General features: G+C 68.6%; 16 protein-coding genes. All 16 read left to right on the forward strand.

The features are described from left to right. The first annotated feature begins 305 nt into the window (after positions 1-305). The 16 genes from ACFWYM_RS42470 to atpD all read left to right on the forward strand — a co-directional run bounded on the left by ACFWYM_RS42470 (position 306) and on the right by atpD (position 15,889). A complete protein-coding gene (locus tag ACFWYM_RS42470) occupies positions 306-1,427 on the forward strand; it encodes an LCP family protein (RefSeq protein ID WP_384850358.1) in 1,122 nt (373 codons plus the stop codon). A 160-nt stretch (positions 1,428-1,587) separates the two neighbouring features. Continuing rightward, on the forward strand, positions 1,588-1,809 hold the full coding sequence (gene rpmE, locus ACFWYM_RS42475) for a 50S ribosomal protein L31 (protein ID WP_190097031.1): 222 nt from the start codon (positions 1,588-1,590) through the stop codon (positions 1,807-1,809). A 96-nt stretch (positions 1,810-1,905) separates the two neighbouring features. Continuing rightward, entirely contained in the window at positions 1,906-2,982 is a 1,077-nt protein-coding gene (gene prfA, locus ACFWYM_RS42480) for a peptide chain release factor 1 (protein ID WP_384850361.1), read from the forward strand. A 51-nt stretch (positions 2,983-3,033) separates the two neighbouring features. Further along, the gene (gene prmC, locus ACFWYM_RS42485; RefSeq protein ID WP_384850364.1) at positions 3,034-3,879 is read left to right on the forward strand and encodes a peptide chain release factor N(5)-glutamine methyltransferase; all 846 of its coding nucleotides are present in this window, start codon (positions 3,034-3,036) and stop codon (positions 3,877-3,879) included. A gap of 53 nt (positions 3,880-3,932) precedes the next feature. Further along, complete coding sequence (locus tag ACFWYM_RS42490) at positions 3,933-4,580, forward strand: L-threonylcarbamoyladenylate synthase (protein WP_384850366.1); 648 nt, start codon at positions 3,933-3,935, stop codon at positions 4,578-4,580. Continuing rightward, positions 4,577-5,242 carry a protein-tyrosine-phosphatase gene (locus tag ACFWYM_RS42495; RefSeq protein WP_384850369.1) on the forward strand — a complete coding sequence of 222 codons (666 nt, stop codon included), beginning with the start codon at positions 4,577-4,579 and terminating at the stop codon, positions 5,240-5,242. The genes ACFWYM_RS42490 and ACFWYM_RS42495 overlap by 4 nt, the downstream gene beginning before the upstream one ends. A 313-nt stretch (positions 5,243-5,555) precedes the next feature. Then, the gene (gene glyA / locus ACFWYM_RS42500) at positions 5,556-6,809 is read left to right on the forward strand and encodes a serine hydroxymethyltransferase (RefSeq protein WP_384850372.1); all 1,254 of its coding nucleotides are present in this window, start codon (positions 5,556-5,558) and stop codon (positions 6,807-6,809) included. A 138-nt stretch (positions 6,810-6,947) separates the two neighbouring features. Beyond that, positions 6,948-8,279 (forward strand): MraY family glycosyltransferase, encoded by a 1,332-nt coding sequence (locus ACFWYM_RS42505; protein WP_384850375.1) that lies wholly within the window; start codon positions 6,948-6,950, stop codon positions 8,277-8,279. Between the two features lie 261 nt (positions 8,280-8,540). Next, positions 8,541-8,993, forward strand: coding sequence for a hypothetical protein (locus tag ACFWYM_RS42510; protein WP_384850378.1), 453 nt, complete (start codon positions 8,541-8,543; stop codon positions 8,991-8,993). Positions 8,994-9,269: 276 nt separating this feature from the next. Further along, positions 9,270-10,040, forward strand: coding sequence for a F0F1 ATP synthase subunit A (gene atpB, locus ACFWYM_RS42515; protein ID WP_384850448.1), 771 nt, complete (start codon positions 9,270-9,272; stop codon positions 10,038-10,040). A gap of 78 nt (positions 10,041-10,118) precedes the next feature. Beyond that, entirely contained in the window at positions 10,119-10,373 is a 255-nt protein-coding gene (gene atpE / locus ACFWYM_RS42520) for an ATP synthase F0 subunit C (protein ID WP_384850381.1), read from the forward strand. 38 nt (positions 10,374-10,411) lie between these two features. Continuing rightward, positions 10,412-10,960 (forward strand): F0F1 ATP synthase subunit B, encoded by a 549-nt coding sequence (locus ACFWYM_RS42525; protein ID WP_384850384.1) that lies wholly within the window; start codon positions 10,412-10,414, stop codon positions 10,958-10,960. Then, on the forward strand, positions 10,957-11,778 hold the full coding sequence (locus ACFWYM_RS42530) for a F0F1 ATP synthase subunit delta (RefSeq protein WP_384850387.1): 822 nt from the start codon (positions 10,957-10,959) through the stop codon (positions 11,776-11,778). The genes ACFWYM_RS42525 and ACFWYM_RS42530 overlap by 4 nt, the downstream gene beginning before the upstream one ends. Positions 11,779-11,916: 138 nt before the next feature. Further along, on the forward strand, positions 11,917-13,509 hold the full coding sequence (gene atpA / locus ACFWYM_RS42535) for a F0F1 ATP synthase subunit alpha (RefSeq protein WP_384850389.1): 1,593 nt from the start codon (positions 11,917-11,919) through the stop codon (positions 13,507-13,509). 20 nt (positions 13,510-13,529) lie between these two features. Then, entirely contained in the window at positions 13,530-14,447 is a 918-nt protein-coding gene (locus tag ACFWYM_RS42540) for a F0F1 ATP synthase subunit gamma (protein WP_384850392.1), read from the forward strand. After that, positions 14,447-15,889 carry a F0F1 ATP synthase subunit beta gene (gene atpD, locus ACFWYM_RS42545; RefSeq protein ID WP_384850395.1) on the forward strand — a complete coding sequence of 481 codons (1,443 nt, stop codon included), beginning with the start codon at positions 14,447-14,449 and terminating at the stop codon, positions 15,887-15,889. The genes ACFWYM_RS42540 and atpD overlap by 1 nt, the downstream gene beginning before the upstream one ends. Positions 15,890-15,925 lie beyond the last annotated feature (36 nt).

A 15,925-nucleotide genomic window follows, 5' to 3' on the forward strand; every position in this document is an offset into this window, starting at 1 on the left:
CCCGTCACACCTGTGACGGGGGCGGCCCTCTGTCGTGGCGTGCGGAAACTGAGACCGAAGAGAGACCTTGGCCACACACATAAGAGATTCTCACGGTCACAGCCCGTAGCCCGCGTAAGGAAGAAACCGCAGGTGGGGGGCCAAAAGTACTAGACGTTCGGCCACGCTCCGGAGTCGTCGGACCCCGGTCCGCGCTCAACCTGCTGTGCAACCCTTCTTTCGGTTTCCACGTCTGACAAGTGACGACAAACCGCGCCTGACCCTGAAAGCAGGGGGTACCCGACCCGACGAGGACTGAGGAGCACATGACCGACGACAGCACGGCGGCGACTGCGAAGCCCAAGAGGGGCAAGGGCGGTGGCGGCCGACGCCGCAAGCCGGCCAGCAGGGGCCGCAAGACCCTGGTCGTCACGGCCTGGACCGCGGCCTCGGTGATCGTGCTCGGCGGAGCGGGGCTCGGCTACGTCTACTTCAAGCTCAACGGGAACATCAAGGGCGTCGACATCAACGCCGCCCTCGGCACGGACCGCCCGGACGACGTCGACAACGGCTCGCAGGACATCCTCGTCCTCGGCTCCGACTCCCGCTCCGGCGACAACTCCAAGTACGGCAAGGACGAGGGCGGCGCCCGCTCGGACACCGCGATGATCGTCCACGTCTACAAGGGCCACAAGAAGGCGAGCGTCGTCTCCATACCCAGGGACACCCTCATCACCCGGCCCGAGTGCGCGACCGGCGACGGCAAGACCGACCCGGGCGGCCGGCGCCAGATGTTCAACACGGCCTACGAGGTCGGTGGCCCCGCCTGCGCCGTCAAGACCGTCGAGAAGATGTCCGGCATCCGCATGGACCACTACGTCGAGGTCGACTTCACGGGCTTCAAGAAGCTCATCGACACCCTCGGCGGCGTCGACATCACCACCAAGAAGGCCATCAACGACGACAAGAGCCACCTGAACCTGAAGCCCGGCTCGCACACCCTCAATGGTGAGCAGGCCCTCGGCCTGGTCCGCACCCGGCACGGCGTCGGCGACGGCAGCGACCTCGGCCGCATCCAGCTCCAGCAGGCGTTCATCAAGGCTCTGATCAACCAGGTCAAGGACGTCGGCGTCTTCAGTAACCCGAAGAAGCTCTTCGACCTCGCGGACGACGCCACCAGCGCCATCACCACCGACTCGGACCTGAACGACGTGAAGTCGCTGGCGAGCTTCGCCAACGGACTCAAGGGCATCGGCGCGGGCGACATGAAGATGGTGACGCTCCCCATCCAGTACGACCCGGCCGACCCCAACCGCGTACTGCCGCTGGAGAAGGCCGACCAGGAGGTCTGGGACGCACTCCGGGCCGACCAGCCGATCCCCAAGTCCGCCACCGACAAGTCCGCGGGCGACAAGGGCTCCGCGGGCGACGTGGTGACCAGTAACTGAGCGTGTCCGCACAGTGCCCGGCCGGGGTGCGGGAATAGTTCCGCCCCCACCCCGGTTTGGGCAGATGCGGCCAGTCCTGGCAGACTGGTACGTCGGCTCCGGTTCACGCCCCCGCATCCCGCGTAGGCGACCCGGCGCCCTCCCGAAACTAGGAGACACCTTGAAGCGCGACATCCACCCCGAGTACGTCGAGACGCAGGTCAGCTGCACCTGTGGCGCGTCGTTCACCACCCGTAGCACGATCCCGAGCGGCACCGTCCGTGCCGAGGTCTGCTCCGAGTGCCACCCGTTCTACACGGGCAAGCAGAAGATCCTCGACACCGGTGGCCGTGTGGCCCGCTTCGAGGCCCGCTTCGGCAAGGCCGCTGGCTCCAAGAAGTAGCGAGCCACCTGCGCCGGTCCTCGGCCGCCCCTCGGGGTGGCCGGGACCGGCGTTTTTGGTCGCTCACACCCCTTCGTAAGAATTCAGGAGCCCGAGATGTTCGAGGCGGTCGAGGAACTCATCGGCGAGCACGCCGACCTGGAGAAGCAGCTCGCCGACCCTTCCGTGCACGCGGACCAGGCCAACGCGCGCAAGCTCAACAAGCGCTACGCCGAGCTGACCCCGATCGTCGCCACGTACCGGACCTGGAAGCAGACCGGCGACGACATCGAGACGGCCCGTGAACTCGCCGCGGACGACCCCGAGTTCGCCGCCGAGGTCAAGGACCTGGAGCAGCAGCGCGAGGAGATCACCGAGAAGCTGCGGCTGCTCCTGGTGCCCCGCGACCCGTCCGACGACAAGGACGTCATCCTCGAGATCAAGGCGGGCGCGGGCGGCGACGAGTCGGCCCTGTTCGCCGGCGACCTGCTGCGCATGTACCTGCGGTACGCGGAGCGCGTCGGCTGGAAGACCGAGATCATCGACTCCACCGAGTCCGAGCTCGGCGGCTACAAGGACGTCCAGGTCGCCGTGAAGACCAAGGGCGGGGGCGGCGCGACCGAGCCCGGCCAGGGCGTCTGGGCCCGGCTGAAGTACGAGGGCGGTGTGCACCGTGTGCAGCGCGTCCCGGCGACCGAGTCGCAGGGCCGCATCCACACCTCCGCGGCCGGTGTGCTCGTCACGCCCGAGGCCGAGGAGATCGACGTCGAGATCAACCCGAACGACCTGCGGATCGACGTGTACCGCTCGTCCGGGCCCGGCGGCCAGTCCGTCAACACCACGGACTCCGCGGTGCGGATCACGCACATCCCCACCGGCGTCGTCGCCTCCTGCCAGAACGAGAAGAGCCAGCTGCAGAACAAGGAGCAGGCCCTGCGTATCCTGCGCTCGAGGCTCCTTGCCGCGGCGCAGGAGGAGGCGGAGAAGGAGGCCGCGGACGCCCGCCGCAGCCAGGTCCGCACCGTCGACCGCTCCGAGAAGATCCGGACGTACAACTTCCCGGAAAACCGGATCTCGGACCACCGCGTCGGCTTCAAGGCGTACAACTTGGACCAGGTGCTCGACGGCGAGCTGGACGCGGTCATCCAGGCGTGCGTCGACGCGGACTCCGCCGCCAAGCTCGCCGCCGCCTGAGGCAGTCCGCAACCGACCACCGCTCAGCCCGCTCAGCCCCGGAGGACCAGCGTGAACCTGCTGCTCGCGGAAGTGGCCCAGGCCACCCAGCGGCTGGCCGACGCAGGCGTGCCCTCGCCGCGCAACGACGCGGAGGAGCTCGCCGCGTTCGTGCACGGCGTCAAGCGGGGCGAGCTGCACTCCGTCAAGGACGCGGACTTCGACGCCCGGTACTGGGAGGCGATCGCGCGCCGTGAGGCCCGCGAGCCGCTCCAGCACATCACCGGGCGTGCCTTCTTCCGCTACCTGGAGCTCCAGGTGGGACCCGGTGTCTTCGTGCCGCGCCCGGAGACCGAGTCGGTCGTCGGCTGGGCCATAGACGCGGTGCGAGCCATGGACGTGGTCGAGCCGCTGATCGTCGACCTCTGTACGGGTTCCGGGGCCATCGCGCTCGCCATGGCGCAGGAGGTGCCCCGCTCCCGGGTGCACGCCGTGGAGCTCTCCGACGACGCCCTCAGGTGGACCCGCAAGAACGTCGAGGGGTCCAGGGTCCAGCTCCACCAGGGGGACGCGAGGGACGCGCTCCCGGAGCTCGACGGCCAGGTGGACCTGGTCGTCTCCAACCCGCCGTACATCCCGCTCACCGAGTGGGAGTACGTCGCCCCCGAGGCCCGGGACTACGATCCCGAACTCGCCCTGTTCTCCGGCGAGGACGGCCTCGACCTGATCCGCGGCATCGAGCGGACCGCACACCGCCTGCTCCGCCCCGGCGGCGTCGTCGTCATCGAGCACGCCGACACCCAGGGCGGCCAGGTGCCGTGGATCTTCACCGAGGAGCGGGGCTGGGCGGACGCAGCCGACCACCCCGACCTCAACAACAGGCCGCGCTTCGCGACCGCCCGCAAGGCGCTGCCGTAATGGCCGCCACCCCCTTCTTCCTGACCCTGTACGTGTACGAGGAGGCCCGCTAAATGGCTCGGCGATACGACTGCAACGACGTGACCGACCGCGCGACCGGTCTGCGCGAGGCCGCGTCCGCCGTCCGCCGCGGCGAGCTGGTCGTGCTGCCCACGGACACCGTGTACGGGGTCGGGGCCGACGCGTTCAGCCCCGAGGCGGTCGCCGATCTCCTCGACGCCAAGGGCCGTGGCCGCGCCATGCCCACACCCGTCCTGATCGGCTCCCCGAACACCCTGCACGGCCTGGTCACGGACTTCTCCGAGTCCGCCTGGGAGCTCGTCGACGCCTTCTGGCCGGGCGCCCTGACCCTCGTCGCCAAGCAGCAGCCCTCGCTCCAGTGGGACCTCGGCGACACCCGGGGCACGGTGGCGATCCGGATGCCGCTGCACCCCGTCGCGATCGAGCTGCTCACCGAGTTCGGCCCGATGGCCGTCTCCTCCGCCAACCTCACCGGGCACCCGGCGCCCGAGGACTGCGACGCCGCGCAGGAGATGCTCGGCGACTCCATCTCCGTCTACTTGGACGGCGGCCCCACCCCCGGCATCGTCCCCTCGTCCATCGTCGACGTGACCGGCAAGGTGCCCCTCCTGCTGCGTGCCGGCGCCCTCGACGCGGACGAGCTGCGCAAGGTCGTACCCGACCTTGAGGTGGCGAATTGACAGCCCCTGAGACGGGGCGTGGCATAGCGGGCGGCCTTGACGACGTCTCTCGTACGAGGGACACCTTCCGCATCCTCCACGTCAGCACCGGCAATGTGTGCCGCTCGCCGATCACCGAGCGGCTGACCCGGCATGCCCTGAGCGACCGGCTCGGCGACCCCTCGACGGGCGGGCTGATCGTGGAGAGCGCGGGCACCTGGGGCCACGAGGGCGCCCCCATGGAGACCAACGCCGAGACGGTCCTCGCCGACTTCGGCGCGGACGCGACCGGGTTCTTCGGGCGCGAGCTCCTCGACGATCACGTGATCCGGGCCGACCTGGTCCTGACGGCGACGCGGGACCACCGGGCGCAGGTCATCTCGATGGGGCACTCGGCGGGCCTGCGCACGTTCACGCTGAAGGAGTTCACCCGGCTCGTCCGGGCGATAGACCCGGCGACGCTGCCGGATCCGCTGGCCGACGGGGTGGTCGAGCGGGCCCGGGCGCTGGTGCGGGCTGCGGCGGCGCTGCGGGGGTGGCTGCTTGCGCCGAGCGTGGAGGCGGACGAGGTGTACGACCCGTACGGGGCGCCCTTGCCGTTCTTCCGCTCCGTCGGGGACGAGATCAGCCAGGCGCTTGAGCCGGTGGTGACGGCGCTCACGGGCGTCCCGGCGCGGGCCTGATTCTCCTTTCCCCGATCCCGCCCCTTCCCGAAAACCCGGCTCCGCCGGGGCCTGGGGCACTCTGTATCGCCTTAAGGGCTCGTCCTCAAGCGCCGGCCCACCCGCCCATAGAGAAGCCCGTCCGGCGATTGAGGACGAGGCGCGTTCAGCGCCGATACGGGGGTCTAGGGGCGAAGCCCCAGGAAGGTCCACCCAGGGGCGACGGAGTCGGCGGATTCGGGTAGGGGCGGGATTGGGGAAGAGACCGCCGGAGGCGCCCCGACGCCCCCCGGCCTACATTGGAGGAAACTCCCGCCGAGGCCCGGAGCCCAAGATGCCGGTGACCACTGAACGGCCCGCCGCCCAGGCGTACGCGGACTTCGACGCGCTCCGCCGCCAGGACCCCGAGCTCGCCGGGATCCTCCTCGGCGAGCTCGACCGCCAGTCGACGACGCTCCAGCTGATCGCCGCCGAGAACTTCACCTCGCCCGCGGTGCTCGCCGCCCTCGGCTCCCCGCTCGCCAACAAGTACGCCGAGGGCTACCCCGGGGCCCGCCACCACGGCGGCTGCGAGCTGGTCGACGTCGCCGAGCGCACCGCGGTCGAGCGGGCCACCGCGCTGTTCGGCGCCGACCACGCCAACGTGCAGCCGCACTCGGGGTCCTCGGCGGTCCTCGCCGCGTACGCCGCGCTGCTCCGCCCCGGCGACACCGTCCTCGCCATGGGCCTGCCGTACGGGGGCCACCTCACGCACGGTTCGCCCGCGAACTTCTCGGGGCGGTGGTTCGACTTCGTCGGGTACGGGGTCGACCCGGAGAGCGGGCTCATCGACTACGAGCAGGTGCACGCCCTCGCCCGCAGCCACCGGCCCAAGGCGCTGGTCTGCGGCTCCATCGCCTACCCCCGGCACATCGACTACGCGGCCTTCCGCGAGATCGCCGATGACGTGGGCGCCTATCTGATCGCGGACGCCGCGCACCCGATCGGTCTGGTCGCCGGGGGAGCGGCGCCGAGCCCGGTGCCGTACGCCGATGTGGTGTGTGCGACGACGCACAAGGTGCTGCGCGGACCGCGCGGCGGGATGCTGCTGTGCGGGGCCGAGCTCGCGGAGCGCGTCGACCGGGCGGTGTTCCCCTTCACCCAGGGCGGCGCCCAGATGAATGCCATCGCCGCCAAGGCCGTCGCCTTCGGGGAGGCGGCCACCCCGGCGTTCACCGCGTACGCCCATCAGGTGGTCGCCAACGCCCGGACCCTCGCCGAGGCGCTCGCCACCGCGGGGTTCGAGATCAGCACCGGCGGCACCGACACCCATGTCGTCCTGGCCGACCCCGCCCCGTACGGAGTGGAGGCACATGTCGCGCGCGGGCGTCTCGCCGCCGCCGGCCTCGTCCTGGACACCTGCGCGCTGCCGCACCGCGACGACCGCGGACTGCGCCTGGGCACCGCGGCCGTGACCACGCAGGGGATGGGGGAGGCGGAGATGGTGCGGATCGCGGGGCTGCTGCGGGACGCCGTACGGGAGGAGCCGCAGACGCGTGCCGCGGTGCGCGAACTGGCCGCGAGATTTCCGCCCTATCCGGGGCAGTAAGGGGGCCGCCGGAGGGTACGCGGGCCGGAGGGGCCGCGTATTCGTGCAACCATCGTCGCTACCCGAAAGTCCTCATCCTTATGCGCGCAAAGCTAGGGTGTGGGGCTGAGATGGCCAGCGATACCTGTGGGGAAGCCCGTGCGTGAATACCTGCTGACGCTCTGCATCACGGCCGCGGTGACCTATCTGCTGACCGGCCCGGTGCGGAAGTTCGCGATCGTGGCCGGGGCGATGCCGGAGATCCGCGCCCGTGACGTGCACCGTGAGCCCACGCCGCGGCTCGGCGGCATCGCCATGTTCTTCGGGCTGTGCGCGGGCCTGCTCGTGGCGGACCATCTGCCGAACCTCAGCGACGCCTTCGAGAACTCGCACGAGCCGCGGGCGCTCCTCTCCGGTGCCGCCCTGATCTGGCTGATCGGCGTCCTCGACGACAAGTTCGAGATCGACGCCCTGATCAAGCTCGGCGGCCAGATGATCTCCGCGGGCGTCATGGTGATGCAGGGCCTGACGATCCTGTGGATCCCGGTCCCCGGCGTCGGCACCGTCGCGCTCACCCAGTGGCAGGGCACGCTCCTCACCGTCGCCCTCGTGGTCATCACGATCAATGCCGTCAACTTCGTCGACGGCCTCGACGGCCTCGCGGCGGGCATGGTCTGCATCGCCGCCGCGGCGTTCTTCATGTACGCCTACCGCCTCTGGTACGGCTACGGGATCGAGGCCGCGGCCCCCGCCACGCTCTTCGCGGCCATCCTCATGGGCATGTGTCTGGGCTTCCTGCCGCACAACATGCACCCCGCGCGGATCTTCATGGGCGACTCGGGCTCGATGCTCATCGGCCTCGTGCTCTCCGCGGGCGCCATCTCCATCACCGGCCAGGTCGACCCGGACGCGATGAAGCTGAACTTCGGCGGCGTCCGGGACGCGACCCACGCGATGCTCCCCGTCTTCATCCCGCTCCTGATGCCGCTGACGATCATCGCGATCCCGTTCGCGGACCTGGTCCTCGCGATCGTCCGCCGCACCTGGAACGGCCAGTCGCCGTTCGCCGCCGACCGCGGCCACCTGCACCACCGGCTCCTGGAGATCGGCCACTCCCACAGCCGCGCGGTGCTGATCATGTACTTCTGGTCGGCGCTCATCGCCTTCGGCACCGTCTCGTACTCGGTGCACTCGACGAGCATGTGGATCCTGCTGGTGATCGTGGCGCTCAGCGCGGTGGGTCTGGTGCTGCTCCTGCTGCCCCGCTTCACTCCGCGCACCCCGCGCTGGGCGGAGGCGTTCGTGCCGCCGCGCTACCGCCGCGGGCGCGGCGCCGTCGACGAGACCCCGGCCGGTCTCTCCTACGAGACGAATGGGAACGAATCGGATACGGAGGATCGCACTCCGGTCCCCGCAGGCGTCAACGGAGCGACAGCAGTTGGCCCCCGCTCGCGCTTCCAGGATCGGCGCAAGGCGGGTACGTCGGGTTGACGGCGGACGCCAAAGCCCCCCATTACCAGACAAGTTGACGCCCTGGGTGCACAGACGCGCGGGTTACCTCTCACGTGTGACAGTGAGCACACCTACTAGGTAAAGACCGCATCAAATAGTTTGTGATACGGTTCACGAGACCCGGGGATAGAGCCGAAGGACCGTAGTGCGACGGTCCATTGGCCCGAGGGACCCTCTCGACCCGGGACTACGCTCGTCCATGACGACACCCTGCCCCCATCAGCAAGCGGAGTTGCCGCCATGCCGTCTCAAGACACCCGTACTCTCCTTCAGTGCGCCGTACCCACGGCTGCCGTCGGCGCGATCGCTGCCGTCGTCAGTGCCGTGGTCGCCGGCGGCGAGGGGGCGCTCGGCGCTGTCGTCGGCACCGCGCTGGCCATCATCTTCATGGGGCTCGGAATGTTCGTCCTGCAGTGGACGGCAAAATCGCTTCCGCACCTTTTCCAGGCGATGGGGCTCATGCTCTATGTCGCCCAACTCCTGCTGCTGCTCATGTTCGTGGGCATCTTCAGGGACACCACGCTGTTCAACCCGAAGGCATTCGCCGCCGGACTTGTCGTGGCGACCGTCGTATGGATGGCGTCGCAGGCCCGAGCGCACATGAAGGCCAAGATCCTTTACGTAGAGCCCGATTCCGGCAAAAGCGACTCATCAAAGAGTGACAAGCCGGAGAAGTCGGGGTCGTCCACGTGAAGGGTAGGGGCGGGATAAATGCACGTTCAGGTTGCTGCTATCGTCCGGTGCCAGCTGCGGCACTGCTGGCGCGGGCATCTGAGCTGACGCCTGCACGATCGCGAGGCTCGATGCCTGATTGCCGCCCCCACATCCGAAACACCAGTCCGGTGCCGACTCGCGGCTGCGCGCCGCGCCGACACGACAACGAGGTTGCCGTACCTATGCGTCACGCCGAAGGAGCCCGCGGTGAGTGCTGACCAGACCGAGCTCGCCTTTGACTGGAGCTGTCGGATCATGTCCGACAACGGCTGCGGCTTCCCGGCTCCGGGCCTGCACTCGTTCCTCTTCAAGCCGATGTTCACCGTCGGCGGGTTCGAGTTCAACAAGGTGATGCTTCTTGCCCTGCTGACCACGCTCGTCGTTGTCACCTTCTTCTACGCCGCCTTCGGCAAGGCCAAGGTGGTCCCGGGCAAGCTCCAGCTGGCCGCCGAGGCCGGTTACGACTTCGTCCGGCGCGGCATCGTCTACGAGACGCTGGGCAAGAAGGAGGGCGAGAAGTACGTCCCCCTCATGGTCTCGATGTTCTTCTTCATCTGGATCATGAACATCTGGTCGGTCGTGCCGCTGACCCAGTTCCCCGTCTCGTCGGTCATCGCCTACCCGGCCGTGCTCGCCCTGATCGTCTACCTGATCTGGGTGCCGCTGACCTTCAAGCGTCACGGGTTCGTCGGCGGCTGGAAGAACATCACCGGCTACGACAACTCGCTCGGTCCGATCAAGTGGCTCGTCTCGTTCATCGAGCTCTTCTCGAACCTCCTCGTGCGTCCCTTCACGCACGCGGTGCGACTCTTCGCCAACATGTTCGCTGGTCACCTGATGCTGGTGATGTTCACCGTCGCCTCCTGGTACCTCCTGAACAGCTACATGATCCCGGCCGCTGGCGTCTCCTTCGTGATGACCGTGGTCATGATCCTCTTCGAGCTCTTCGTCCAGGCCGTCCAGGCGTACGTCTTCGTGCTCCTCGCCTGCTCGTACATCCAGGGCGCGACCGCCGAGCACCACTGAGCTCCCCGAACCAGCCAAGCCCCCAGATCGTCCGGTGGCCAACCCCCACCGGCCAGTGAAAGAGAAGGAAGTAACGGCATGTCCGCTGCTCTCGACATGGTCAACATCGCCGCTGAGAAGGGCCTGCACGGCTCCACCGGCTCCATCGGCTACGGCCTCGCCGCGATCGGCCCCGGCATCGGCGTCGGCATCGTCTTCGGTAACGGCACCCAGGCCCTGGCCCGCCAGCCCGAGGCCGCCGGCCTGATCCGCGCCAACCAGATCCTTGGTTTCGCCTTCTGTGAGGCGCTCGCCCTCATCGGCATCGTTATGCCGTTCGTGTTCGGTAAGTAATCACCACTTACTGACACTTTTCGACGAAAGGCACTGATGTGATCGCCAACCTGGTTCAGCTGGCGGCCGAGGAGGAGCAGAACCCCCTCGTGCCTCCGGGCCCTGAGCTGCTCGTCGGCGCCATTGCCTTCGCCATCGTCTTCTTCTTCTTCTGGAAGAAGCTCCTCCCGAACATCAACAAGGTTCTGGAAGAGCGCCGCGAGGCGATCGAAGGCGGCATTGAGAAGGCCGAGGCCGCCCAGACCGAGGCCCAGAGCGTGCTCGAGCAGTACAAGGCTCAGCTCGCCGAGGCCCGGCACGAGGCCGCGCGTCTGCGCCAGGAGGCGCAGGAGCAGGGCGCCCAGCTCATCGCCGAGATGCGCGCCGAGGGTCAGCGGCAGCGCGAGGAGATCGTCGCCGCCGGTCACGCCCAGATCGAGGCCGACCGCAAGGCCGCCGCGCAGACCCTGCGCCAGGACGTGGGCCAGCTGGCCACCGACCTGGCCGGCAAGCTCGTCGGCGAGTCCCTCGAGGACAGCGCCCGGCAGAGCCGCACCATCGACCGGTTCCTCGACGAGCTCGAGGAGAAGGCCGAGGCGGCTCGATGACAGCGCACGGAGCCAGCCGCGAGGCCCTGGCCGCCGCGCGTGAGCGTCTCGACGCGCTGACCGACAACACGTCGGTCGACGCGAAGAAGCTCGCGGACGAGCTGGCCGCGGTCACCGCGCTGCTCGACCGCGAGGTGTCGCTGCGTCGGGTCCTGACCGACCCGGCGCAGGCCGGTGAGGCCAAGGCCGAGCTCGCCGGGCGTCTGCTGTCCGACAAGGTGGGCGGCGAGACCGCCGACCTGGTGTCCGGGATGGTGCGCTCGCGCTGGTCGCGCTCGCGTGACCTGGTCGACTCCCTGGAGGAGCTGGCCGACGTCGCCGACCTGACGGCCGCGCAGAAGGCGGGTTCGCTCGACAACGTCGAGGACGAGATCTTCCGGTTCGGCCGGATCGTCTCCTCCAGCACCGAGCTGCGGGCCGCGCTCACCGACCGCGCCGCCAGCGGCGCCGCCAAGGGCGAGCTGCTGCGCAGCCTGCTCGGCGGCCGCGCCGACGAGGTCACGGAGCGACTCGTCTCGCGCCTTGTGACCGTGCCGCGTGGACGTAGCCTGGAAGGGGGACTCGAGTCCCTCTCCAAGCTGGCCGCGGACCGCCGGGACCGCATGGTCGCCGTCGTGACGTCCGCTGTTCCGCTCTCGGACCAGCAGAAGCAGCGGCTCGGTGCCGTCCTGGCCAAGGTCTACGGCCGCCAGATGCACCTGAACCTGGACGTGGACCCCGAGGTCCTCGGCGGGATCACGGTGCAGGTGGGCGACGAGGTCATCAACGGCAGCATCGCGGACCGCATCGAGGACGCACACCGCCGCATGGCGGGCTAGTAACTCAACACGTATGACTACGGCCCTAGTTGGGCCGTGCAGAGGATTCCTGGGGGCCCGCGGCGCAAGCCGCTAAGGGACACAGCCCCAGACCCCCCAAGAAAACTTCGGGCCCAACAAGGAGAGCAGGGAACCCAGATGGCGGAGCTCACGATCCGGCCGGAGGAGATCCGGGACGCGCTGGAGAACTTTGTCCAGGCGTACAAGCCGGACGCGGCCTCGCGCGAGGAGGTCGGTACGGTCACCCTTGCCGGCGACGGCATCGCGAAGGTCGAGGGCCTGCCCTCGGCCATGGCCAACGAGCTGCTGAAGTTCGAGGACGGCACGCTCGGTCTTGCGCTGAACCTGGAAGAGCGCGAGATCGGTTCGATCGTCCTCGGTGAGTTCAGCGGCATCGAGGAAGGCCAGTCGGTCAGCCGTACCGGCGAGGTGCTGTCGGTCGCCGTGGGCGAGGGCTACCTCGGCCGCGTCGTCGACCCGCTCGGCAACCCGATCGACGGCCTCGGCGAGATCGAGACCAGCGGTCGTCGTGCCCTTGAGCTGCAGGCCCCCACGGTCATGCAGCGCAAGTCGGTGCACGAGCCGATGGAGACCGGCTACAAGGCCGTCGACGCGATGACCCCGATCGGCCGTGGCCAGCGTCAGCTGATCATTGGTGACCGCCAGACCGGCAAGACCGCCCTGGCCGTCGACACGATCATCAACCAGCGCGACAACTGGCGCAGCGGTGACGTGAACAAGCAGGTGCGCTGCATCTACGTCGCCATCGGTCAGAAGGGTTCCACCATCGCCTCCGTGCGTGGTGCCCTCGAAGAGGCCGGCGCCCTGGAGTACACGACCATCGTCGCCGCCCCGGCGTCCGACCCGGCCGGCTTCAAGTACCTGGCGCCGTACACCGGTTCGGCCATCGGCCAGCACTGGATGTACGAGGGCAAGCACGTCCTCATCGTCTTCGACGACCTGTCGAAGCAGGCCGACGCCTACCGTGCCGTGTCGCTGCTCCTGCGCCGCCCGCCGGGGCGCGAGGCGTACCCGGGTGACGTCTTCTACCTGCACTCCCGTCTGCTCGAGCGCTGCGCGAAGCTCTCGGACGACATGGGCAAGGGCTCGATGACCGGTCTGCCGATCGTCGAGACGAAGGCGAACGACGTGTCGGCGTTCATCCCGACCAACGTCATCTCCATCACCGACGGCCAGTGCTTCCTGGAGTCGGACCTGTTCAACGCCGGTCAGCGCCCCGCGCTCAACGTCGGTATCTCCGTCTCCCGAGTCGGTGGTTCCGCGCAGCACAAGGCGATCCGTCAGGTGTCCGGCCGCCTCCGTGTGGACCTCGCCCAGTTCCGTGAGCTCGAGGCGTTCGCCGCCTTCGGCTCCGACCTGGACGCCGCGTCCAAGGCCCAGCTGGAGCGCGGTCAGCGCATGGTCGAGCTGCTGAAGCAGGCTCAGTACCAGCCGATGGCCACCGAGGACCAGGTCATCTCCGTGTGGTCGGGTACCACCGGCAGGATGGACGAGGTCCCGGTCGCGGACATCCGCCGCTTCGAGCGCGAGCTGCTCGACTACCTGCACCGCAAGGAGCAGGGCCTGATGACCTCCATCAAGGAGGGCGGCAAGATGTCGGACGACACCATCACGGCCATCGGTGACGCCGTCGCGGAGTTCAAGAAGCAGTTCGAGACCTCGGACGGCAAGCTTCTCGGCGAGGACGCTCCTGCCGCTGCCGGCAAGTGACGACGGAAGGGACCTGACTCATGGGAGCCCAGCTCCGGGTCTACAAGCGTCGCATCAAATCCGTCACCGCGACCAAGAAGATCACCAAGGCGATGGAGATGATCGCCGCCTCGCGCGTCGTCAAGGCGCAGCGCAAGGTGGCGGCCTCCACGCCGTACGCGACCGAGCTCACGCGCGCGGTCACGGCGGTCGGTACCGGTTCGAACACCAACCACCCGCTGACGACGGAGCCGGAGGCGGCCACGCGTGCCGCCGTCCTGCTCCTCACCAGCGACCGTGGTCTGGCCGGTGCGTTCAACTCCAGCGCCATCAAGGCCGCTGAGCAGCTGACCGCGCGGCTCGAGGAAGCGGGCAAGGAGGTCGACGTCTACATCGTCGGCCGCCGCGGTGTGGCCCACTACAACTTCCGCGAGCGCACGATCTCGGGGCAGTGGACGGGCTTCACGGATGAGCCCTCGTACGGGGACGCCAAGACCATCGCGGCGCCGCTGATCGAGGCCATCGAGAAGGAGACGGCGGAGGGCGGCGTGGACGAACTCCACATCGTCTACACCGAGTTCGTCTCGATGATGACGCAGACGGCGGTCGACGGCCGCCTGCTGCCGCTCAGCCTCGAAGAGGTAGCCGAGGAGTCGGCGGCGAAGAACGAGCTTCTTCCGCTGTACGACTTCGAGCCGTCGGCGGAGGACGTCCTCGACGCCCTGCTGCCGCGCTACGTCGAGAGCCGTATCTACAACGCGCTGCTCCAGTCGGCCGCCTCCAAGCACGCCGCCACGCGCCGTGCGATGAAGTCGGCCACCGACAACGCCGGGGACCTGATCACCAGCCTCACCCGGCTTGCCAACGCGGCCCGCCAGGCCGATATCACCCAGGAAATCAGCGAGATCGTCGGTGGCTCCGCAGCCCTGGCCGACGCGACCGCGGGGAGTGACAAGTAATGACGACCACTGTTGAGACGGCCACGGCTACGGGCCGCGTCGCCCGGGTCATCGGCCCGGTCGTCGACGTGGAGTTCCCCGTCGACGCGATGCCGGACATCTACAACGCTCTGCACGTCGAGGTCGACGACCCGGCGCTGGAGGGCGAGAAGAAGACGCTGACCCTCGAGGTCGCCCAGCACCTGGGTGACGGCGTGGTCCGCACCATCTCGATGCAGCCCACCGACGGCCTGGTCCGCCAGGCCCCGGTGACCGACACGGGCAACGCCATCTCGGTGCCGGTCGGCGACGTGACCAAGGGCCGGGTGTTCAACACCCTCGGCCAGGTCCTGAACGACGACCCGTCCTCCGTCGAGGGCGCCGAGCGCTGGGGCATCCACCGCAAGGCCCCGGCCTTCGACCAGCTCGAGTCCAAGACCGAGATGTTCGAGACCGGCCTGAAGGTCGTCGACCTTCTCACCCCGTACGTCAAGGGTGGAAAGATCGGTCTGTTCGGTGGTGCCGGTGTCGGCAAGACCGTTCTGATCCAGGAAATGATCGTCCGTGTGGCCAAGCTGCACGACGGTGTCTCCGTCTTCGCGGGCGTCGGTGAGCGCACCCGTGAGGGCAACGACCTCATGGTCGAGATGGAAGAGGCGGGCGTTCTCGACAAGACCGCCCTCGTCTTCGGTCAGATGGACGAGCCGCCGGGCACCCGTCTGCGCGTGGCCCTCGCGGGTCTGACGATGGCGGAGTACTTCCGTGACGTCCAGAAGCAGGACGTGCTGTTCTTCATCGACAACATCTTCCGCTTCACGCAGGCCGGTTCCGAGGTCTCGACCCTGCTCGGCCGCATGCCCTCCGCGGTGGGCTACCAGCCGAACCTGGCCGACGAGATGGGTCTCCTCCAGGAGCGCATCACCTCGACCCGTGGTCACTCGATCACCTCGATGCAGGCGATCTACGTCCCCGCGGACGACCTGACCGACCCGGCCCCGGCCACCACGTTCGCCCACCTCGACGCGACGACGGTGCTCTCCCGTCCGATCTCGGAGAAGGGCATCTACCCGGCCGTGGACCCGCTGGACTCCACGTCCCGCATCCTGGACCCGCGCTACATCGCGCAGGACCACTACGACGCCGCCATGCGCGTCAAGACGATCCTGCAGAAGTACAAGGACCTCCAGGACATCATCGCGATCCTCGGTATCGACGAGCTCGGCGAAGAGGACAAGCTCGTCGTCGCCCGTGCCCGTCGCGTGGAGCGCTTCCTGTCCCAGAACACCCACGCCGCCAAGCAGTTCACCGGTGTGGACGGTTCGGACGTGTCCCTCGACGAGTCGATCGCGGCCTTCAACGCGATCTGCGACGGCGAGTACGACCACTTCCCGGAGCAGGCGTTCTTCATGTGCGGTGGTCTCGAGGACCTCAAGAAGAACGCCAAGGAGCTCGGCGTCTCCTGAGCCCCGTAGCTCATCGGAGAGGGGCGGGTGCACCCC

This window comes from Streptomyces sp. NPDC059009 (genome assembly GCF_042740175.1).
GTDB lineage: Bacteria > Actinomycetota > Actinomycetes > Streptomycetales > Streptomycetaceae > Streptomyces.